The sequence below is a fragment of the Mesorhizobium sp. B2-4-6 genome, assembly GCF_006442775.1.
Classification (GTDB): Bacteria; Pseudomonadota; Alphaproteobacteria; order Rhizobiales; family Rhizobiaceae; genus Mesorhizobium.
On sequence record NZ_VFVI01000015.1, the window covers coordinates 78,432 to 96,265 of the forward strand.

The following is a 17,834-nucleotide window of genomic DNA, read 5'->3' on the forward strand; positions in this document are numbered from 1 at the left end:
AGCAAGAAACCTTAGGCAAGCAGCTTGACATGCAACCAAATGGTTGCATATTAAAGCCATGAGCATGGATGCCGTCTTTCGCGCCTTGGCCGACCCGACCCGCCGGCAATTGCTGGACAGTCTCCATGCCCGGAACGGGCAGACGCTGAGCGCGCTCTGCGAGCACATGGAGATGACGCGCCAGGCGGTGACCAAGCACCTGGCGATCCTCGAGGAAGCGAATCTCGTCACCACCATGCGCCGCGGCCGCGAGAAGGAGCATTACCTCAACCCCGTTCCGATCAACGAGATCGCCGAGCGCTGGATCGGCAAGTTTGAGCGGGGGCGGCTTGCTGCCCTCAGCCACCTGAAGCAACGCCTTGAAAGGGAAGAGCCGTGAGCGAGAACAGCTTTGTTTATGTCACCTATATCCGCACGACGCCTGAAAAACTTTGGCAGGCGCTGACCGATCCGGAATTCAACCGGCAGTTCTTTCTCTGCTCCTATCAGGAGAGCGACTGGAAGGTCGGCGCGAGCTGGAAACTGGTCTTCCCCGACGGGCGCGTCGCCGACTCGGGCGAGATCCTCGAGGTTGACCCGCCAAAACGCCTTGTCATCAAATGGCGCAACGAATGGATGCCCGAGGTCAAGGAGGACGGCTATACGCGCTGCACCTTCACCATAGAGCCCGATGGCGAGCTGATGAAGCTCACCGTCATCCACGAGGCCGACGGCCCGCACAGGCTGATCCCGAACGTCGCCAAGGGCTGGCCGCTGGTTCTGGCGAGCCTCAAGAGCCTGCTTGAAACCGGCAAGGGTTTCGAGCGCCCGCCGTCAAAGGGATGAGCGTTCGTTTCGGATACGAGACAATCCTTTGTGGAGTCGAATCTGATGCTTCACTTGTCGTTACCGCAAGCCATGGCGAATGCAGACACGGTCATGGCCTCGGCCGAGCTCCCCGCCTCGCCGGACGAGGTTATCGCGGCGCTGGTCACCACTGAAGTCGAGCGCTGGTGGGGTTCGCCCGAAACCCATCGCATGACCGACTGGTCCGCCGATCTGCGCATCGGCGGCGGCTGGAACGTCACGGTTCAGGTCGCCGACGGCGGACACCTCCCCGCCGGCGGAAAATTCCTCGAAATCGAGATGCCGCGCCGCATCGTGCAGACGCGGCGCTACGATTGGGACAATCCGACGCTGGGATATCACGAGACGACGGTGGCTTATCTGCTGGAGCCGATCGACGGCGGCACGCGGCTCACCGTCTGCAATGGCGGCTTCGCGGGTTTCCCGGATGCGGCGGCCGAATATGCCGAGGGCTCGGCGCGGGTGCTTGGGTGGCTGCAGGGCTATTTCGATACCCTGCCAGATGCCTGAGCATCTCCCTTGACCTGGCAGTGGCCCTGTCCAGATTTTGGACATGGAGAACAGCCATTGTCTCGTAGGAACCGCTGGATGGAGCATACCGAAAGCGCATAGACCTTCGTTCTCGGCGGCGGGCTCGCAGCTTGAACGCTATGCGGCACGGTTTCCGGTCGTGGAGATCAATTCCTCGTTCCACAAGCCGCATCGGCGGGAAACCTATGAGCGCTGGGCGCGCTCAGTTCCGGATCATTTTCGCTTTTCCGCAAAAATCCCCAAAGCCGTGACGCATGAGCGCCGCCTGGAAGATTGCGATGATCTTCTGGACGCGTTTTTGGGTCAGGCCGCAGGACTCGATTCCAAGCTTTCGGTGCTCTTGGTTCAACTGCCGCCCAGCCTGCGGTTCGAACCCAAAACCGCCGAAAAGTTCTTCGCCGTGCTGCGCGCAAAGACCGACCGGCGCGTTGTTTGCGAGCCGCGTCACGCCAGCTGGTTCGAACCGGAAGCCGACGCTCTTTTGAGCCGCCTTCGAGTCGGTCGCGTTGCGGCCGACCCCGCTCCCGTGCCTGCTGCTGATATGCCTGGCGGCTGGCGCGATCTCGCTTACTTCCGCTTCCATGGCGCGCCGCAGGTCTACTATTCGGACTACGAGGCTGCTCAGCTGCTGGATATCAGCGGGCGGCTTGCCGAAGCCAGCGCATCGGCCGCCGAGGTCTGGTGCATCTTCGACAACACGGCACGAGGCCATGCGCTCGGCAATGCACTTTCGGTCGACGCGGCCGTTCGTCAGATGACGTTCAGCTCCCGGAACGCCCTTCCCTCGGCCACTCTCTCATAGCCGAACGCCGTGCAGTCCACCGTCCGGTAGCCGCCACGCACGATGAGCTCGGCGAGCGACTTCCCCACTGCCGGCGCCTGCTGCAGGCCGTGGCCGGAGAAACCGTTGGCGAAGAGGAAGTTCTCGACCTCCGGATGCGGCCCTATCACCGCGTTCTGGTCGAGCGTGTTGTAGTCGTAATGCCCGACCCAGGCGCGCGTCGGCTTGATCGCCTCGAAGGCCGGGATGCGGGCGGCTAAGGTCGGCCAGATCACCTCTTCGAACAGCGGCCAGTTGACGTCGAAGTCCTTCGGATCGGGAGCGACATCGCCCTCCTCCGGCTCGGCGCCGCCCGTGAGGTAGACGGAGCCTTCCGGCCGCACATAGATGCCGCTTGGATCGACCAGCAGCGGCATGTCGGCATATTTCTCGCGCGCCTCGAAGACGAAGACGTTGCGCTTGCGCGGCTCCACCGGCAGCGCCAGCCCGGCAAAACCCGCCACCTTGCCGGCGTTCGGTCCGGCGGCGTTGACGACGATGCCGGCCTCCAGCGTCTCGCCATTGTCGAGGCTGACGCCGGTCACACGATTGCCCTCGCGCGAAATGCCGGTGGCGGAAGCCGCGATGAAATCGACCTCCTTGTCGCGCAAAGCCTTGCGGAACAGCGCCAGCAGCGCATGTGCGTCGAACCAGCCCTCGCCGCTGCGGCCAAAGGCGCCGGCGGTGATGCCTTCGACCGACAGCCACGGGAAGCGGCGCGCCAGCTGCCCGGGATCCTCGAGCAGGATATCGGCGCCCTCGGCGACCTGCGTCTCGTGATTGGCCTTGAGGATCGGCAGGCCGGCCTCGCCGGCGAGGATGAGGTAGCCGCCTTCGCGAAAGCCGATATCGGCATCGGCGCCGAAGGTTTCCTTCAGCCGCCGGAACAGTTTCAGCGTGAACTGCGACAGGCGGATGTTTTCCGGGATGGAAAATTGCTGGCGGATCGAAGCCAGGGACAGCGTCGTCGCCGCGTGCGGAAACTGCGGATCGCGCTCGATCAGCGCGATCGAGCCGGTGAAGCCCTCCTCGCGCAGGTAGTAGGCGACCGAGGACCCGACGATGGCTCCGCCGATGATGACGATGTCGTAGCGCATTTTTTCTCCGATCATTCGGTCGCGTCTTCACGCAACCGGCAAGTCGATCTCGAAGCGCGTGCCGCGCTCGGAGTCAACCAGCCTGATCGTGCCATCATGCGCTTTCAGGAGGGCCAGCACGATGCCGAGCCCCATGCCGGTGCCACCGGACTCGCGCCGCGTGGTGAAGAACGGCTCGAAGATCCTGGCGCGGTTGGCGGCCGAGATGCCGTCGCCGTCGTCGCCGATCTGGACCGACGCGCGCGCGCCATCGGCTGAGGCATGGATCGCCGCCTGTCGGGCGCCGTGCCTCGCCGAGTTGTCGATGAGGTTGGCGAGCACGATGCCGAGATTCTCGGCCGAGATGCCGAGCCTGATGTCGCCGCCGCCTTCAAGCCGCGCTTCCAGCCTGGTGTCGATCGGCAACGATGCCAGGGCCGCATGAAGCGTCGTGCTGTCGCCGCTCGGTTCCAGGTTCTCGACGCGCGCCAGGTCGAGCAGCCGGCGCACCAGGAGATTGAGCCGCCCGGCATCGGTGACGATGTTGTTGGAGAAGCGCCGCCGCTCGGCCTCGTCCATCGCGCCGCCCGAATCCCTGAGCAGCTCCGCCGCGCCCTGGATCGCCGTCAGCGGCGATTTCAATTCATGCGAGACGTGGGTGGCGAAGGTCTGGATGCTGTCGGAGCGCGCCTGCAGCTTTTGCGCCATGTCGAGGAAGGCGGTCGACAGCGCCGCCATCTCGCGCGTGCCGTGATGGTCGAGCGGCCGGATTGCATCGCGGTCGCCGGCGGCGATGCGCTTCGTCCGGTCGATCAGCGCGTAGATCGGCCGGCTGACGGTGCGGATGAACACCAGCGCGATCAAAAGCGTGCCGCCGAGGATGGCGATAGCCGCCAACGTCACCTTGCCGCGCTCGCCATAGAGGTGCTTGACGATGTTGTTCGGCGTTCGCGACAGGTACACGACGCCGGCGACCCGGCCGTCGAGCTCGACCGGCATGGCGACGAAGACGCGCACCTTGGTGCCGCGGCTGACCGAATAGAGCGGCGGGGTCGGCTGGTCGGGGATGCGCAGCCTGAGCTCGCTGGCATAGGCACCGGAAAGCGCGGCCCGCACCTCTTCGATCTCGCCGAGCGACCGGCCGACCTCGTCGCCGCCGGCGATCACCACGCCGCGTGGATCGAGCAGCCGGAAACCGGCAAGCGTCGTCTTCTGCGTCTCGTCGAGAATGCCGTCGAGCCGGGCGCCTATTGCCGCGAAGGCGGGATCGGGCGTGGCGGGAAGCGCCGCCGGTCGCGATGGCATGACATCGTCCGAGGCAAGGTCGAGGCGCGGCTCGATCGGATCATAGGGATAGTTGTTGTCCCTTGCCGGATCGGCCGAGACCGGCGCCCCCAGTCTTTCCGGGGCGATGCCGGCCGCGCGCACCTCGCTGGCATAGACGGCGGCGACGACCGCCCCTTGCGCGATCAGCTCGCCCTCGGTCTGGCGGATCAGTTGATTCTCATAAAGCCGGAAGAAGAACAGCCCGACCAGCGGCAGCGCCATGACCAGGATCAGGATGACGACGACGACGGTGGCGAGCCGCGGCCGCCACCTTTCCTTGCTCAACCACCGCATCGGCCGAGCCGGAAGCCGACGCCATGCACCGTCGCGATCGCATCGATGCAGCCGACCGCGGCCAGCTTGGCCCGCACGTTGCGGATGTGGCTGTCGACCGTGCGTTCCGAGACATGGATGTTGGAGGCATAGGCATTGGCCATCACCGCGTCGCGGCCAAGCACGTGCTGCGGCCGGGCGAGGAAGCCTTTCAGGATCGCGAACTCGATCGCCGTCAAGGTGAGCGGCTTGCCGCCGAAGCTTGCTTCATGGTTTGCCGGGACGAGCATGAGCTTGCCATGCGTGAATTCACGATCGTCCGCCTCTTCCTCCACGGCGGCCGGCCGCGCGCGCCGCAGGATGACGTTGACGCGGGCGACCAGCTCGCGCGGGCTGAACGGCTTGGTCACATAGTCGTCGCCGCCCATCTCCAGACCCAGAACGCGGTCGATCTCTTCATCCCGCGCGGACAGGAACAGTACCGGCACGTCGGATTTTTGCCTGAGCCGCCGGCAGACCTCGAGCCCGTCCATCTCCGGCATGCCGATGTCGAGCACGATGAGGTCGGGCGCGCTGCGCTCGACCGCCTGGAGTGCTGCGGCGCCGTCGGCGACGGCGGCCGTCTTCATGCCGGCCTTTTCCAGCGGGAAGCAGATGATCTCGCGGATATGCGGGTCGTCGTCGGCGACGAGGATATTGTGCGGCATGAAATCAGCGGCCCGGTGCGTAGGGTTCGGTGACGGCAGGATTAGCAAGCGCGCCGTGCTTGTCGAGTGTGCGCAGCAGCCGCCAGTCGCGAAAACCCCAGGCGCGCCAGTTTTTCTGCTCCGTGCGATAGCGGAATTCGGCTATCGCGTCGGGCCCGTCGCCGACCGCGCGATCGGGGAATGTTTTCTTCTGATGCTCGAAATAGCGCCCGAGCGCCGGCAAAGCGCTCGGCCCGAGCGAGCGTATATGCCAGATGTCGAGGGGAACGCCCTTTCCGGTCATTTCAAGCGAGTGGTCGACATTGTAGTTGGCGATCGTTGCGGCGAAGTTGACGAAGCAGCAGGCATAAAGCGTCGCCGATAGTGTCACAAGATTGGCGGAGAGCAGCCATTCGCCGGATTTTTGAAGCGCGATGCGGGCGACGATGAGGGCCAGTCCCGCCGCCACCAGTCCCATCCAGATGAAGGCGGCGATGCGCAGATAGGTGAGCGCATAGACGTCGATATAGAGATCGAGCCGCAGCATCGAGGAGATTACCAGCGCGATGTTCTGCGTCACCCACAGATAGACCAGCCCGCGGATCAGCGGATCCCGGGACGATTCGCTGCCCGAGCGCAGCGCCGCCAGCACGAAGCCGGCGGCCAGCAGCGCGGTGGCGACCAGCGGATAGGCGCCACGATGCGCATAGGCGGCATAGGTCATCCCGTCGGGCAGGGCGACTCCGCCCCAGAGATAGGTGGCGTCGAGCGCGCTCTGCACCGCGAACAAGGCGTTGAAGACGATCGGCGCGCGAAGAATGGCCGCCTTGCCGAAGAGGATATCCTCGGCCTTCGCCGGTCTCGCTACGGGCGCGGCAGGCAAAACGCGCCTGACACGGAAGGCGAAGCGCGGCAGGCGCGGCCTCAGGAACGCCCAGACGCCGGCAAGCACGATCAGCCAGAAGATAAGCCGCGCGATCTCGATTTTTTCGAGGAGCGCGTGGAGGTCGATCAGCGACAGCCAGTGCTCGATGATCGGATTGGCGGCGCCGAACAGCGCCAAGAAAACGACGCCCAGCGTCAAGGGCACGATCCAGACGACAATGGCCGAGAGCTGAAGCCGCCGCTGGCCGAGTTCCCGCGCCGCCTTGCGCCAGCGGAAGAAGTCGCGGACGAAGCGGAAGGGCGCTGCGACCAGGAACAGGCTGAGCTGGCGGGCTATTCGGGCAGGTTCGTCGCGCAGCCGCCCGGCCAACGACAGCGCGAAGACCGCAAGTGCCGCGACAGCGACCAGCAGCGAAAGCGGGCTGACATTTTCGACGAGCGGCAGCAGCGCGACGAACAGCGCGGCCGGCTTCAGCCAGACCCGGCCGTCGCTGAGCGCCGACGGATGCATGGCGACGACCGTGGCGGCGAGCACGGTCGCGAAGATGAAGACGGTGATCCCGACCGGCTGGCCGTAGAAAAGAAAATCGGCCAGCGCCACCAGCAGCGCGGCGGCGCCGACGCGGCGGCAGTAGCTCGGGACAGGCGATGTCTTGCTCGCCGGCGCCGTCATGGTCATCGTCGTCATCGCCGCGCCTTCGTGGCTGTGTTACCGCCGGCGCATGCCGGCCGCGTTCTGAACGGAAGCACCGACGCCGTGAACGCGCCGCCTTTGCGGCTCGACGAGCCACCAGCCTTCGTCGCGGAGCCGGCGCGGCAGCGACCAGCGGGATCTGTGAGGTGTTCGCATGCCGGCTTTATCGCCGACGGGCACGGTGAACGCGCGGCGGAATCCCGGAGCTTTTCAGCAAGGGTTTGCAGTTTTCGTGCAAGACAGCCCGGCGCCGGCGCCCGAGACGCTCGAGTACGGCAATCGCATATGGCGTGCCAGCCCTTGGGATGTCGTCAAAGGCGATAGAGAGGGTTATTGCGCGTGAAGCTGCGATCTATCCTTCGTCATTCTAGGGCGGAGCAAGGAGCTAAGCGACGCGCGCAGACCCTAGAATGACGAAGGACAGGGAGAAGATTGCTCCCCGCCTTGCCTCATCCGCCCTCACCCTGCATAGATCGGCCATGGCTCAGGAACCCTACCGCCCGCGCCGCTCGGTGCTTTACATTCCCGCCTCGAACGACAAGGCGCTCGCCAAGATCGGCGCCTTGGCCTGCGACGCCGTCATCATCGATCTCGAGGACGCCGTCCTGCCCGCCGACAAGAAAGCCGCGCGCGACAAGATTGCCGGCATCCTTGGCCGGCGCGAAAAACGCTGCGAGATGGTGGTGCGCGTCAACCCGCTCGCCAGCGAATGGGGCGCCGACGATCTGTTGGCCATGGCCAAGGCCGAGCCCGACGGCATTCTCCTGCCCAAGATCGGCACGCCGCGCGACATCCTCGAAGCGGGCGACCTGCTCGACGACAATTTCGCCCCGGACAGCGTGAAACTATGGGCGATGGTCGAGACGCCCAAGGCGCTGCTCAACATCGGCGCCATCGCCGAGCTTGGCCGCGATCCGGCGTCGCGCCTCGCTTGTTTCGTTGCCGGAACGAATGACCTGGTGAAGGCGACCGGCATCCTGGCGACGCCCGACCGGCGCTATCTGATGCCCTGGCTGATGCAACTGGTGCTCGCCGCGCGCGCCGGCGGCCTCGACGTGATCGACGGCGTCGCCAATGATTTTCGCGACCTCGACGCCTTGGCGCGCGAATGCGCCGACGGCGCGGCCATGGGTTTCGACGGCAAGTCGCTGATCCATCCCGCCCAGATCGAACCGGCGAACCGCGCCTTTTCGCCGTCGCCCGAGGCGCTGGCCAGGGCCCGCGCGATCAGGGATGCATTCGCGCGGCCCGAAAATGCCGGCAAGGGCGTGATCGCGATGGACGGCCGTATGGTCGAGCGGCTGCATCTGGCGGAAGCCGAGAAACTTCTGGCGAAGGCGATAATCATCGGCGCATGATGCGGCGATATTCAAGACAGGCTCGAAAAATGAAACTCTACCGCTTTCTGTCCGGCCCGGACGATTCAACCTTCTGCCACAAGGTGACGGCGGCGCTGAACAAGGGCTGGCACCTGTTCGGCTCGCCGACCTACGCCTATGACAAGAAGACCAAGTCGATGCGCTGCGGCCAGGCCGTGGTGAAGGATGTCGAAGGCCAGGACTATGGCCCGGACACCAAGCTGAGCGACTGGTAGAAAGGCGGCAACCCCCACTTCGTCATTCTAGGGCGGAGCAGGAGCGAAGCTCCGTCGCGAAGACCCTAGAATCCGAAAGGCGCAGCGGATCAGAATATAGGGGACGTTTGCGGGTGTCGGGCGGCAAGTGTTCCGTTCTGCACCGCGGGTTTGGTGTTGATGGAACGGCATGGATCCTAGGGTCTGCGCGCGTCGCTTCGCTCCTTGCTTCGCCCTAGGATGACGAAGTGCGCGCTCAGCCCGCCGCCGCCTGCTCGGCCGCTTCCTCGATGCGCTCCATGTCGTCGTCCGACAGGCCGAAATGGTGGCCGATCTCGTGGATCAGCACGTGGGTGACGATGTCGCCCATCGTCTCTTCGTTCTCGGCCCAGTAGTCGAGTATGGCGCGGCGGTAGAGCGTGATGCGGTTCGGCCCCTCGCCGGTCTGCGGGTTCCAGCGCTCGGCGATGCCACGTCCTTCGAACAGGCCGAGCAGGTCGAAAGGCGTCTCCAGCGACAGGTCGTCCATGATCTCGTCGGTCGGGAAATCGGCTATCTGGATAATGATCTCGCCGGTGAGCTTGCGGAACTCGTCCGGCAGATGGGCATAGGTCTCCAGCGCCAGAAGCTCCATCTCGTCCATCGACGGCGAGAGCTGGTCGTGCCAGGTGCGTGTCTTATAGATGCGGGCCATGAAATTTCCTTTGATCCCGGCATATAGGCTTTCGCGCGGGTCGAGGCAAATGAGCCGGCTGGGCGTTCGCTTTCAGGGTAAAGGCTCGAAGGAATAAATTCCTTGTGACTCTGCTTGACTCTTCCGGACGCCTCTGGAATCTATAGGAACATAACAGGAACAATTGCTGCCGGAAGTGAACGTCATGGCGATGAGCGCCGTGGCGCGGGACACTGTTTTTGCCCTGCGCCGCCAGATCGCGAAGATCGAGGGAACGCTGCCCGAGCGCCTGCAGGCGCCGATGGCTGGCGCGCCTGGAGCGATTCCAGGAGAAATGCGAAGCGGTCTTCCGTCCGCAATTGCGGAAAAGCTGAACCGCTCTGGCGATGCCACCGGACCGGATATGACGCGGGACAGGACGATCGTCCGGCGTGGCCTCGCCGTGGCTTCGGCGGACGCCTTCCTGCATACCGGCATCGGTCGCCTCGACGCCGCCCTCGGCGGCGGCCTGCCCAAGGCGGCGCTCAGCGAAATCCATGGCCTGGAGACCCGCGACGCCGGCGCCGTCGCCGGCTTCGCGCTGTCGCTCGTAAGCCTGGTCCTCAGAGAGAAGCAGGGCCTGCCGATCCTCTGGGTCGGGACGGCGGAAATCTTCCACGAGGCCGGCTTTCCCTATGCCAGGGGCCTTCACGCCCTGTTCGGCATCGAGCCGGAGCAATTGCTGTTTTCCGAGGCGCCAAAACTGCTCGACGCACTGTGGATCGCCGAGGAGGCCGCCCGCATGACGGCCTTTGCCGCGGTCATCCTCGAGATCCGCGGCAGTCCGCAGCGGCTCGACCTCACCGCCACGCGCCGGCTGCACGCCCGCGCCCAGAATGCCGGCCGCCCGCTGCTTTTGCTGCGCCAGGCCGGCGAGGCCGCCCCCACCGCCGCCCCGGTGCGCCTCATCGTCTCGGCGGCGGCGGCGGCAAGCCGCGAAACCGTCGCCGGGCCGCTCGCCGGCTCGATCGGCCGCCCCGCCTTCAAACTCGATATCGGCAAGAGCCGCACGGCCCTGCCCGGACAATTCACACTGGAGTGGAACCCAAATGAGCACGCTTTTGCAGAAAGAACAGAGAATTCTGTCGCTGTGGTTCCCGCATCTGGCCGCGGAGCGGATCCTGCGCCAGCGCCTGGGGCGGTCCTGGCGTTCCCGGCCCCCGCATCACCTGCCGTCACCTCACCCGCCGCTTGTGATCAGCCATCGCGACAACAACACCCAGCGCATCGCGGCCCTCGACGAGCGGGCTGAGGCGCTCAGATTGAAGCGCGGCATGGGCATCGCCGATGCGCGCGCCATGCATCCCACGATCGATGTGGTCGAGGCCGACACGGAAGCCGACCGCCGGCTGCTCGAAGGCCTTGCCGACTGGTGCGACCGCTACACGCCGTTGGTGGCGATCGACGGCGAGGACGGGCTGTTCCTCGACGTCACCGGCTGCACGCATCTGTTCGGCGGCGAGCGCGCCATGCAGGACGAGATCCTCACCCGCTTCTTCCAGCAGGGTTTCGATGTCCGCGCCGGCCTCGCTTCGACGCCGGGCGCCGCCTGGGCGGCGGCGCGCTTCCATGGCGACCGCATCATCGCCGGCGGCGAGGAGGAGGCGCTGCTTTCGCCGCTGCCATTGTCGGCGCTGCGCATCGCGCCGGAAACCCGCGCCGGCCTGGAAAGCGTGGGCCTGCGCACCGCCGGCGCGGTGATGGCCGCGCCCCGCGCGCCGCTCGCCCGCCGCTTCGGCGCCACCTTGCTTCTGCGCCTCGACCAGGCGCTCGGCCGTCTCGACGAGGCCGTGTCGCCGCGCCTTCCCGTCGCGCCGCTCTCGGTCGAGCGCCACCTTGCCGAGCCGGTCGTGCTCACCGACGACATCGAGCGGCTGGTGAGCCGGCTGGCGATCGCCTTGAAGACCGACCTCGAACGCCGCGGCGAGGGCGCGCGCACGCTGGCGCTGCTTCTCTTCCGCGTCGACGGCGCCGTCAGCCGCATCGCCGTCGGCACCTCGCGCCCGATGCGCGAGCCGCGGCTGATCCAAAGACTGTTCCATGAGCGGCTCACCGCGCTGGAGCAGACCATCGACGCCGGCTTCGGCTTCGACCTCGTGCGGTTGTCCGTGCTGTCGGTCGCGGCCTTCGACTTGGCTCAGAGCGACCTCACCGGCGAGACGAACGACGATGACGCCGACATCGCGCTCTTCGCCGACCGCGTCCGCGCCCGTCTCGGCGAGGCCGCCGTGCTGAAGCCGGTGGCCGTCGAAAGCCATCTGCCGGAACGCGCCGTCAAAACCGTGCCTTTCGCCGAAGCGCCGCAAAGACGCGCCCCGGCGGCCGGCCGGGCGGCACCCCCCCGAACGGCGCCGCCGATGACCATCTATCCGCCGGAGCGGCCGGTTCGCCTGTTCCGCTCGCCCGAGCCGATCGAGGTGCCAGCGACCGAGATCCCGGAAGGTCCGCCGATGAATTTCCGCTGGCGGCGCGCGCTCTACCGCGTCGCCCGCGCCGAAGGGCCGGAGCGCATCGCCGCCGAATGGTGGCGGCAGCTGCCCGGTGAGGAGGAGGCGCCGACCCGCGATTATTACCGCATCGAGGACAGCGAGGGACGCCGCTACTGGCTCTACCGCCAGGGCCTCTACAGCAGCGCCGCGCAGGCCGCGCCGCCGCGCTGGTTCATGCATGGGGTGTTCGCATGAACGCGCTGACCGTCATTCCCTATGCCGAATTCGGCATCCGGTCGAACTTCTCCTTCCTGCGCGGCGCCTCCAAGCCGGAGGAGCTGGTGGTCACGGCGAAATTCTACGGTTTTGCCTCGATCGGGCTTGCCGACAGGAACACGGTCGCCGGCGTCGTGCGCGCCTGGCAGCAGGCCAGGGTGGAGAAGATGGCCTATCATCCCGGCTGTCGCCTGGTGTTCGGCGACGGCACGCCGGACATCCTCGCCTATCCCCGCGACCGCCAGGGCTGGGGCCATCTCTGCCGCATGCTGACCCAGGCCAATCTGCGCGACGAGAACGAGAAGGGCGCGACGCTACTCCGCTTGAGCGACCTGCTCGAATGGGGCGATCGGATGTCGCTGGCGGTCCTGCCCGGCCTGTCGGCAGGCACCGAGGACGGCTTGTCGTTTATTAGCCGGCTTAATGATCGTTTCGGCGTGGCGCTTCGGCTGGCCGTGGCACCGGATTATGCCGGCAACGATCGCTTCCGCATCGAGCAGGCGGCGTCGATGGCCGAACACGCCCGCGTCCCGCTGATGGCGACCAACGACGTGCTCTATCACGCCGCCGACCGCCGACCGCTGCAGGACGTGCTCACCGCGATCCGCCTCAACACCCCGGTTTCCGAGGTCGGGCTCGAGCTGACCGCCAATGCCGAGCGCCACCTGAAACCGCCGCTGGAGATGGCGCGGCTTTTCCGCCGCCACCCGCAGGCGCTGGCGGAGACGCTGCGCTTCGCCGACGAGCTCACCTTCTCGCTCAGCGACCTCGAATACAATTATCCGGACGAGCCGACCGAATCCGGGCTCGGACCGCAGGCCGAGCTCGAACGCCTGGCGCGGGAAGGGGCGGTCAGGCGCTATCCGGCCGGCGTTCCCGATTATGTGCTGAAACGCATCGACAGCGAACTCGCTTTGATCGAGCGCCTGAACTATGCGCGCTATTTCCTCACCGTCCACGACATCGTCAAATTTGCCCGCAGCCAGGACATCCTTTGTCAGGGCCGCGGCTCGGCCGCCAATTCGATCATCTGCTTCTGCATCGGCATCACCGAGGTCGGCCCCGAACGCATCGACACCTTGTTCGAGCGCTTCATCTCGGAGGAGCGCAACGAGCCGCCCGACATCGACGTCGATTTCGAGCATGAGCGGCGTGAAGAGGTCATTCAGTACATCTATACGAAATACAGCACCAAGCGCACCGCCTTGGCCGCCGCCGTCATCAGCTATCGCGGCCGCTCCGCCTTGCGCGAGGTGGCCAAGGCCATGGGCCTGTCGGAAGATGTCCGCAGCGCGCTGTCCAGCACCATCTGGGGCTGGTCGACCTCCGAGCTTGGCGAAAAAGAAGCCAATGCCGGCGGCCTCGACCGCACCGATCCGCTGTCCAGGCAGGTGCTTGAGCGCGCCAACGAGATCATGGGCTTTCCCCGCCATCTTTCCCAGCATGTCGGCGGCTTCGTCATCACCAGGGACCGTCTCGACGAGGTCGTGCCCATCGTCAAGACGGCGATGGAGGAGCGCAAGATGGTCGAGTGGGACAAGGACGACCTCGACGCGGTGAAGATCCTCAAGGTCGACGTGCTGGCGCTTGGCATGCTGACCTGCCTGAAGCGCGCTCTGACCTTGCTCACGCAGCATTATCCGCAGGCGCGGGACGATTACGGCCGGCCCTACAGCTTGGACTCTATCCCGCCGGAGAACCAGCGCGTCTACGACATGATCTGCCGGGCGGATACGCTGGGCGTCTTCCAGATTGAATCCCGCGCTCAGATGTCGATGCTGCCGCGGCTTAAGCCCCGCGAATTCTATGATCTCGTCATCGAGGTGGCGATCGTGCGGCCCGGTCCGATCCAGGGCGACATGGTGCATCCCTATCTGCGTAGACGACAGGGCAAGGAGAAGGCCGAATACCCCAAGCCTGAGTTGGAAGAGATCCTTGGCAAGACGCTCGGTGTGCCTTTGTTTCAGGAGCAGGCGATGAAGATCGCCATTGTCGCCGGCGGCTTCCGGCCGGGCGAAGCCGACGAACTACGCCGCGCCATGGCGACCTTCAAGCGAACCGGCACGATCGGCAACTATGAGACGCGGATGGTCGAAGGGATGGTCGAGAAAGGCTATCCCAGGGAGTTCGCCGAGCGCTGCTTCAAGCAGATCGAAGGCTTTGGCGAATATGGCTTTCCCGAAAGCCACGCCGCCTCCTTCGCGCTGCTGGTCTACGCCTCCTGCTGGTTCAAGACCTTTTATCCGGACGTGTTCTGCGCCGCGATCCTGAATTCCCAACCGATGGGTTTCTACCAGCCGGCGCAGCTCGTGCGCGACGCGCGCGACCATGGCGTCGAGGTGCGCGAGGTCGACATCAACCATTCCGTCTGGGACTGTACGCTGGAGGCCACCGCCTTCGATCCGTCCCGCATCCTCGAGCGCCACGCCTCGATGCGCGGCGTCATCGAGACGGCGCATGCCGTCCGCCTCGGCTTCCGCCAGATCAAGGGCCTGTCCGAGGAGCGCATGGATATCGTCGTTGCCCAGCGCGGCGATGGCTATCGGTCGGTCAGGGATGTCTGGTTGCGCTCGGGCCTCGATGTCGGCGAGATCGAGAGATTGGCGCAGGCTGATGCGTTCCGCTCGATCGGCCTCGACCGCCGTGCCGCGCTCTGGGAGGTGCGGGCGCTCGACGGCAGGAGCGCCGCCGAAAAACTGCCGCTGTTCGACCGGCCCGCTCTCGGCCTGCGCGAGCTGGAGCCGGAAACGAAACTGCCGAAGATGCCGCTCGGCGAGCATGTCGTGCACGATTACCGCTCGCTCGGCCTGTCGCTGAAGGAGCATCCCGTCGCCTTCCTGCGCGAAAGGCTGGATCGCGCCGGCGTCACCGCCAATGCCCGCCTGCCGTCGGTGCGCGACGGCCGCCGCGTCTCCGTCGCCGGGCTTGTGCTGGTGCGCCAGCGCCCAGGCAAGGGCAATGCGATCTTCCTCACGCTGGAAGACGAAAAATCGATCGCCAACGTCATCATCTGGCCACGCGTCTTCGACCGCTTCCGCTCCATCGTCATGGGCGCCCGCTTCATCCGCGTCACCGGCAAGCTGCAGCATGAATCGGACGTCATCCACATCGTCGCCGACCGGATCGAGGATCTGACCTCCTGGCTGAGCGTGTTGCTGGAGTCCGCCAGCCACCCGGTCATCGAGCATGATCCCGCCGAACGGCCGGTTGGATCAGAGTCCGCCGCAAGCCGCGGCCTGCCGGTCCGCCAGGATATCGCCACGCTGTCGGGCACGGCACGCCAGGTCATGCCGAAGGGGCGGAATTTTCAGTAGCAGCGATTTCCAGCACAAAAAGGAACGCAGCAGAGGCAAGAAGCGTAATCGCCGCCTGCGCAAGCACACTCATGACGGCCCGCCGAGCCGCGGCGGCCGCGGCGCCAGCATGTCCTCGGCCGAGATCGTGCGCGCCTCCGAAGGCAGCATGATCGGGATACCGTCGCGCACCGGATAGGCGAGCTTCGCCACGCGCGAGACCAGCTCGCTGCGCTCGGGGTCCCAGGTCAGCGGCCCCTTGGTCAGCGGGCAGGCCAGCAGCTCCAGCAGCTTCGGGTCGACCTCGGCCTTCCGCCCGTCACGTCCGTCAGCCATGAACCCATTCCCGTACCGGCAACCTATTGCAGGCTTGACCCAAATTCATCATCCTCGCGCGCCAGCGTTATTTCGGTGATGGCGATCAGCGTCTCGGCGCGCGTCTTCAGGTCCGGCGCTTCCAGCAGCGCCTGTTTCTCGGCCGGTCCATAGGGCGCCATCATCGACAGCGCGTTGACCAGCATGCCGTTTTCGGCGCGGCTGACGCTTTCCCAGTCGGCCTCGAGGTCGTTGGCCTGCAGATAGGCGCGAAACGCCTTGAGCAGCGCCGGCCGGTCGACCTCGGCGCCGGCCGGGTCTTCATCGAGGTCGGCCAAGAACGGCCTGATCTTGCACTGCCGGAACGGCGCCTTTGCCGCGAGCTCCTGCACGATGCGAAACCGGCATACGCCCTGCAGCGAGATCAGGTAGCGCCCGTCGCCGGTCTCGGCGAGCGAGATGATGCGCCCGGCGCAACCGACGCTGCACAGCTCGGGCTCGCCGTCATCGCGCAATGCGCCGTCAAGGCTGGGCTGGACCATGCCGATCAGCCGCGAGCCGGCCATCGCCAGGTCGATCATCTGCAGGTAACGCGGCTCGAAGACGTTGAGCGGCATGCGGCCGCCCGGCAGAAGCAGCGCCCCGGCAAGCGGGAACACCGGGATTGCCGGCGGCAGATCCTTGGCAAGCCGATAGAGTGCGTTACCGACGCGCACCGCGACCCTCCCAAAGCAACGGCGGCAAGAGCATCAAGCTGCAATCTCCTCTCGCACCGGCAAACTCGCCTTTATCGGCGTCCGGCCCCGCCCTTATCTGGCGCTGACGTCCCGCTGCGCAAGCCTGCCGGCCACGACAGCCGGCAAAAAATTCACGGCAATTCCGCGAAAAGTGCCTGGCGGTCAGGTTCGGCGACTTCGCCGTAGCCTCCCGTCCGGAATTGCGCAAAACCAAACTTAAAGCGGTTCGGCGATTCTGTGAAACGCCGAACCGTTCTAGGAAAACAGCAGCGACGAGAGCTTGCGGCGTGCCGCGAGCGTCGCCTCGTCGGTCATTCCCCAGGCCTCGAACAGTTTCAACAGCTGCGCCCTGGCGCCGTCGTCGTTCCAAGTCCGGTCGGCCTTGACGATCGCCAGCAGGTTGTCGGCGGCCGCGTTGCGCTCGCCGCGCGCGTTCTGGATCATCGCCAGGTCGAAGCGCGCCTGATGGTCGGCCGGGTCGGCGGCGAGCCGGCGCTCGAACTCGGCCGGATTGCCGAGCGCGGCCGCTTCCGCGGCAAGCGTCATCTTGGCGCGCAGCGCCGCCAGCGCCGGCGCGTCCTTCTTGTCCTCGGGCGCCCGCGCCAGAACGGCTTCGGCGCCTTCCGCATCCCCGGCATCGAACAGGATCTCGCCCAGGCCCGCGACCGCCTCGATCGTCTCCGGCGCCTGCTCGAGGATCGCATCGTAGATGTCGGCCGCGGTCTGGACGTCGCCGGCCGTACGCGCCTCCGCCGCCGCGGCAAGTGCGTCCGCGATCTGCGGCGCGCCGCCGCCCTTGCCGCCGACCTTCTGGATGAACTGGGCGATCTGGCTTTCCGGGACCGCGCCCATGAAGCCGTCGACGGGCTGGCCGTCCTTGAAGGCGATGACCGCGGGGATCGACTGGATGCCGAGCTGGCCAGCGATCGAGGGATGGTCGTCGATGTTCATCTTGACCAGCTTGACCTTGCCGCCGGCGTCCTTCACCGCCTTTTCGAGCTGCGGCGTCAGCTGCTTGCAGGGCCCGCACCATGGCGCCCAGAAGTCGACCAGCACCGGCTGGCGGCGCGATTCCTGGATGACGTCGGCGGCGAAGGTGGCGGTCGTGGTGTCCTTGATCAGGTCGACCGCCGCCGGCGCGTCGCCGAGCGAAACCTTGGCGCGGTCGCCGCCGCCATATTGCACCGTCTGGGCGTACTGGCCGCCATTGCCGCCGAACGCGCCGCTATACGGATTGTCGTCACTCATATTCTCGCCCTTTCGGTCGCGCTCTCGGCGTCGGCGCCCGGCGCGTCATTGTCGTATTTCAAAAACCGCCTTCCATGTGGCGATCAGCCCCCGAGTTTCAAGGTAACGGGACTT

17 protein-coding genes are annotated in these 17,834 nt (G+C 66.0%); 9 read left to right on the top strand and 8 right to left on the bottom strand.

From position 1 onward, the window contains the following. Nucleotides 1-58 precede the first annotated feature (58 nt). The 4 genes from FJ957_RS27895 to FJ957_RS27910 are packed head-to-tail and all read left to right on the top strand — an operon-like array spanning nt 59 to nt 2,179. A complete protein-coding gene (locus tag FJ957_RS27895; protein ID WP_140836042.1) occupies nt 59-379 on the top strand; it encodes a metalloregulator ArsR/SmtB family transcription factor in 321 nt (106 codons plus the stop codon). Beyond that, entirely contained in the window at nt 376-825 is a 450-nt protein-coding gene (locus FJ957_RS27900; RefSeq protein WP_140836043.1) for an SRPBCC family protein, read from the top strand. The genes FJ957_RS27895 and FJ957_RS27900 overlap by 4 nt, the downstream gene beginning before the upstream one ends. 45 nt (nt 826-870) lie before the next feature. Beyond that, complete coding sequence (locus FJ957_RS27905; RefSeq protein WP_140836044.1) at nt 871-1,356, top strand: SRPBCC domain-containing protein; 486 nt, start codon at nt 871-873, stop codon at nt 1,354-1,356. Between the two features lie 43 nt (nt 1,357-1,399). Continuing rightward, nucleotides 1,400-2,179: a DUF72 domain-containing protein gene (locus FJ957_RS27910; RefSeq protein ID WP_140836045.1), complete on the top strand. Its 780-nt coding sequence runs from the start codon at nt 1,400-1,402 to the stop codon at nt 2,177-2,179. Here the strand turns inward: FJ957_RS27910 and FJ957_RS27915 are convergent. Genes FJ957_RS27915 through FJ957_RS27930 form a run of 4 tightly spaced genes read right to left on the bottom strand, consistent with a single transcriptional unit; the run spans nt 2,128 to nt 7,131 of the window. Then, on the bottom strand, nt 2,128-3,294 hold the full coding sequence (locus FJ957_RS27915; RefSeq protein WP_140836046.1) for an FAD-binding oxidoreductase: 1,167 nt from the start codon (nt 3,292-3,294) through the stop codon (nt 2,128-2,130). The genes FJ957_RS27910 and FJ957_RS27915 overlap by 52 nt on opposite strands. A gap of 27 nt (nt 3,295-3,321) precedes the next feature. Next, nucleotides 3,322-4,893 carry an ATP-binding protein gene (locus tag FJ957_RS27920; protein WP_140836047.1) on the bottom strand — a complete coding sequence of 524 codons (1,572 nt, stop codon included), beginning with the start codon at nt 4,891-4,893 and terminating at the stop codon, nt 3,322-3,324. After that, the gene (locus FJ957_RS27925; RefSeq protein WP_140836048.1) at nt 4,881-5,579 is read right to left on the bottom strand and encodes a response regulator transcription factor; all 699 of its coding nucleotides are present in this window, start codon (nt 5,577-5,579) and stop codon (nt 4,881-4,883) included. Before FJ957_RS27925 ends, FJ957_RS27920 begins: the two co-directional genes overlap by 13 nt. A gap of 4 nt (nt 5,580-5,583) precedes the next feature. Further along, nucleotides 5,584-7,131 (bottom strand): DUF4173 domain-containing protein, encoded by a 1,548-nt coding sequence (locus FJ957_RS27930; RefSeq protein WP_246685984.1) that lies wholly within the window; start codon nt 7,129-7,131, stop codon nt 5,584-5,586. 485 nt (nt 7,132-7,616) lie between these two features. Between FJ957_RS27930 and FJ957_RS27935 the strand changes: the two genes are divergently transcribed. Further along, the gene (locus tag FJ957_RS27935; RefSeq protein ID WP_181180740.1) at nt 7,617-8,495 is read left to right on the top strand and encodes a CoA ester lyase; all 879 of its coding nucleotides are present in this window, start codon (nt 7,617-7,619) and stop codon (nt 8,493-8,495) included. Nucleotides 8,496-8,524: 29 nt separating this feature from the next. Beyond that, a complete protein-coding gene (locus tag FJ957_RS27940; RefSeq protein WP_140647198.1) occupies nt 8,525-8,731 on the top strand; it encodes a DUF1737 domain-containing protein in 207 nt (68 codons plus the stop codon). Nucleotides 8,732-8,966: 235 nt separating this feature from the next. Here the strand turns inward: FJ957_RS27940 and FJ957_RS27945 are convergent, their stop codons facing one another. Continuing rightward, nucleotides 8,967-9,404, bottom strand: coding sequence for a metallopeptidase family protein (locus FJ957_RS27945; protein WP_140647199.1), 438 nt, complete (start codon nt 9,402-9,404; stop codon nt 8,967-8,969). Nucleotides 9,405-9,588: 184 nt separating this feature from the next. Here FJ957_RS27945 and FJ957_RS32365 point away from each other — a divergent pair, with 184 nt between their 5' ends. From FJ957_RS32365 to FJ957_RS27960, 3 genes are read left to right on the top strand one after another with little or no spacing between them, the layout of a single operon-like run. Then, on the top strand, nt 9,589-10,674 hold the full coding sequence (locus FJ957_RS32365) for a hypothetical protein (protein ID WP_140836050.1): 1,086 nt from the start codon (nt 9,589-9,591) through the stop codon (nt 10,672-10,674). Next, nucleotides 10,616-12,106, top strand: coding sequence for a DUF6504 family protein (locus FJ957_RS27955; protein ID WP_140836051.1), 1,491 nt, complete (start codon nt 10,616-10,618; stop codon nt 12,104-12,106). Before FJ957_RS32365 ends, FJ957_RS27955 begins: the two co-directional genes overlap by 59 nt. Further along, nucleotides 12,103-15,441, top strand: coding sequence for an error-prone DNA polymerase (locus FJ957_RS27960; protein WP_140836052.1), 3,339 nt, complete (start codon nt 12,103-12,105; stop codon nt 15,439-15,441). The genes FJ957_RS27955 and FJ957_RS27960 overlap by 4 nt, the downstream gene beginning before the upstream one ends. Before the next feature lie 69 nt (nt 15,442-15,510). On the opposite strand, the gene FJ957_RS27965 is transcribed toward FJ957_RS27960, so the two are convergent. The 3 genes from FJ957_RS27965 to trxA form a co-directional block, all read right to left on the bottom strand. After that, nucleotides 15,511-15,756, bottom strand: a complete 246-nt coding sequence (locus tag FJ957_RS27965; RefSeq protein WP_140783197.1) for a Trm112 family protein — start codon at nt 15,754-15,756, stop codon at nt 15,511-15,513. A 23-nt stretch (nt 15,757-15,779) separates the two neighbouring features. Then, on the bottom strand, nt 15,780-16,451 hold the full coding sequence (locus FJ957_RS27970) for an LON peptidase substrate-binding domain-containing protein (RefSeq protein WP_140659057.1): 672 nt from the start codon (nt 16,449-16,451) through the stop codon (nt 15,780-15,782). 276 nt (nt 16,452-16,727) lie between these two features. Beyond that, nucleotides 16,728-17,720 (bottom strand): thioredoxin, encoded by a 993-nt coding sequence (trxA, locus tag FJ957_RS27975; RefSeq protein ID WP_140836053.1) that lies wholly within the window; start codon nt 17,718-17,720, stop codon nt 16,728-16,730. Nucleotides 17,721-17,834: the final 114 nt, after the last annotated feature.

Bases quoted from the DNA above. Each gene is read 5' to 3' on its own strand.
- FJ957_RS27940 (WP_140647198.1), top strand. From the start codon at position 8,525: ATGAAACTCTACCGCTTTCTGTCCGGCCCGGACGATTCAACCTTCTGC.
- FJ957_RS32365 (WP_140836050.1), top strand. From the start codon at position 9,589: ATGGCGATGAGCGCCGTGGCGCGGGACACTGTTTTTGCCCTGCGCCGC.
- FJ957_RS27945 (WP_140647199.1), bottom strand. From the start codon at position 9,404: ATGGCCCGCATCTATAAGACACGCACCTGGCACGACCAGCTCTCGCCG.
- FJ957_RS27965 (WP_140783197.1), bottom strand. From the start codon at position 15,756: ATGGCTGACGGACGTGACGGGCGGAAGGCCGAGGTCGACCCGAAGCTG.
- FJ957_RS27915 (WP_140836046.1), bottom strand. From the start codon at position 3,294: ATGCGCTACGACATCGTCATCATCGGCGGAGCCATCGTCGGGTCCTCG.
- trxA (WP_140836053.1), bottom strand. From the start codon at position 17,720: ATGAGTGACGACAATCCGTATAGCGGCGCGTTCGGCGGCAATGGCGGC.
- FJ957_RS27905 (WP_140836044.1), top strand. From the start codon at position 871: ATGCTTCACTTGTCGTTACCGCAAGCCATGGCGAATGCAGACACGGTC.
- FJ957_RS27910 (WP_140836045.1), top strand. From the start codon at position 1,400: ATGGAGAACAGCCATTGTCTCGTAGGAACCGCTGGATGGAGCATACCG.
- FJ957_RS27925 (WP_140836048.1), bottom strand. From the start codon at position 5,579: ATGCCGCACAATATCCTCGTCGCCGACGACGACCCGCATATCCGCGAG.
- FJ957_RS27895 (WP_140836042.1), top strand. From the start codon at position 59: ATGAGCATGGATGCCGTCTTTCGCGCCTTGGCCGACCCGACCCGCCGG.
- FJ957_RS27930 (WP_246685984.1), bottom strand. From the start codon at position 7,131: ATGACGACGATGACCATGACGGCGCCGGCGAGCAAGACATCGCCTGTC.
- FJ957_RS27920 (WP_140836047.1), bottom strand. From the start codon at position 4,893: ATGCGGTGGTTGAGCAAGGAAAGGTGGCGGCCGCGGCTCGCCACCGTC.
- FJ957_RS27960 (WP_140836052.1), top strand. From the start codon at position 12,103: ATGAACGCGCTGACCGTCATTCCCTATGCCGAATTCGGCATCCGGTCG.
- FJ957_RS27935 (WP_181180740.1), top strand. From the start codon at position 7,617: ATGGCTCAGGAACCCTACCGCCCGCGCCGCTCGGTGCTTTACATTCCC.